Annotated in this window: 1 protein-coding gene; it reads left to right on the forward strand. The window is 65.2% G+C overall.

Features of this window, described 5'->3' with window-relative positions; all coding sequences use genetic code 11:
- The first annotated feature begins 115 nt into the window (after positions 1–115).
- Positions 116–1,306: an IS256 family transposase gene (locus tag ACTQ48_RS11200; RefSeq protein WP_441570981.1), complete on the forward strand. Its 1,191-nt coding sequence runs from the start codon at positions 116–118 to the stop codon at positions 1,304–1,306.
- Positions 1,307–1,362 lie beyond the last annotated feature (56 nt).

Raw genomic sequence — 1,362 nt, forward strand, 5'->3', positions numbered from 1 at the left:
GGTGACGCATAATTTCTTTCGCAAATTGACAACCGCATAGCGGAACACGGCCCGCGCCCCGTCATATGATTTCTAGCGACTAAACAACAAATCACCAACGAAGGGGGCACGGGCCGTGTCTGCGAACATCGTATCAGTCGACGAGGAGTCGCTGCGCAACGACATAAAGAATCTGGTGAGGAAGACCGTAGAGGAGACGCTCAACGCGCTGCTCGACGAGGAGGCGTCGGAGCTCGTCGGGGCCGGACGCTACGAGAGGACGGCGGGCCGGGAGGCCTACCGCAGCGGCCATTACACGAGAAGGCTCGTCACGGGCGCCGGGGAAGTCGAGCTCAGCGTGCCGAAGCTCCGCGGGGCGACCTTCCAGACGGCCGTCATCGAGCGCTACCGCAGGCGCGAGACCTCGGTCGAGGAAGCCATCGTCGAGATGTACCTGGCGGGCGTCTCGACCAGGAGGATCGAGGATGTCTCCGAGCTCCTGTGGGGAGCGCCGGTGTCCTCCGGCACTGTCTCCAACCTCAACGAGAAGGCCTTCGCGTCCATCGAAGCCTGGCGGCAGAGGCCGCTCGACGGCGGCTACCCCTACGTCTTCGTCGACGGCATCTACCTCAAGCGCAGCTGGGGAGGGTCCTACGAGAACGTGGCCGTGCTGGTCGCCATCGGCGTCAACTCCGCCGGCGACCGGGAGGTCATCGGCTGCTCCGAGGGGTACACCGAGTCCGCGGAGTCCTGGCGCGAGTTCTTCTCCTGGCTCAAGGGGCGCGGGCTCTCCGGCGTGCGGCTCGTCACCGGCGACAAGGGCGCGGGGATGCTCGGTGCGCTCGAGGAGGTGTTCCCCGGGGCCCGCTACCAGCGCTGCACGGTGCATTTCTACCGCAACGTGCTGGGAAGGGTTCCCGTGACCAGGCGGAAGGCCGCGGCGCGCATGCTGAAGGCGATCCACGCGCAGGAATCGCGCGAGGCATGCGCCAGAAAGGCCGAGGAGGTGGCGGAGAAGCTGGAGTCGATGCGGCTCGGGGCGGCCGCGAGGACGGTGCGCGACGGGTTCGCCGAGACGCTTGCCTACACGGAATTCCCGCCTGAGCACTGGCGCCGGATCAGGACGAACAACGGGATCGAGCGCATCAACCGCGAGATCAGGAGGAGGACTAGGGTCGTCGGGACCTTCCCGGACGGCAATTCGGCCCTCATGCTGGTGACGGCGAGGCTGAAGTACATAGTGGAGCACGAGTGGGGCAAGAGGAGGTACCTGGACATGTCGAAGCTGGAGGAGATGGACGAGCTGAGGGGAAAGGCGGAGGGCTAGAAGAGGACGGGGCCGAGGACGGCTAAATCAATTTGCGAAAGAATCTTGACGGTACC

This window comes from Collinsella sp. Sow4_E3, from assembly GCF_052116285.1.
Taxonomy (GTDB): domain Bacteria; phylum Actinomycetota; class Coriobacteriia; order Coriobacteriales; family Coriobacteriaceae; genus Collinsella.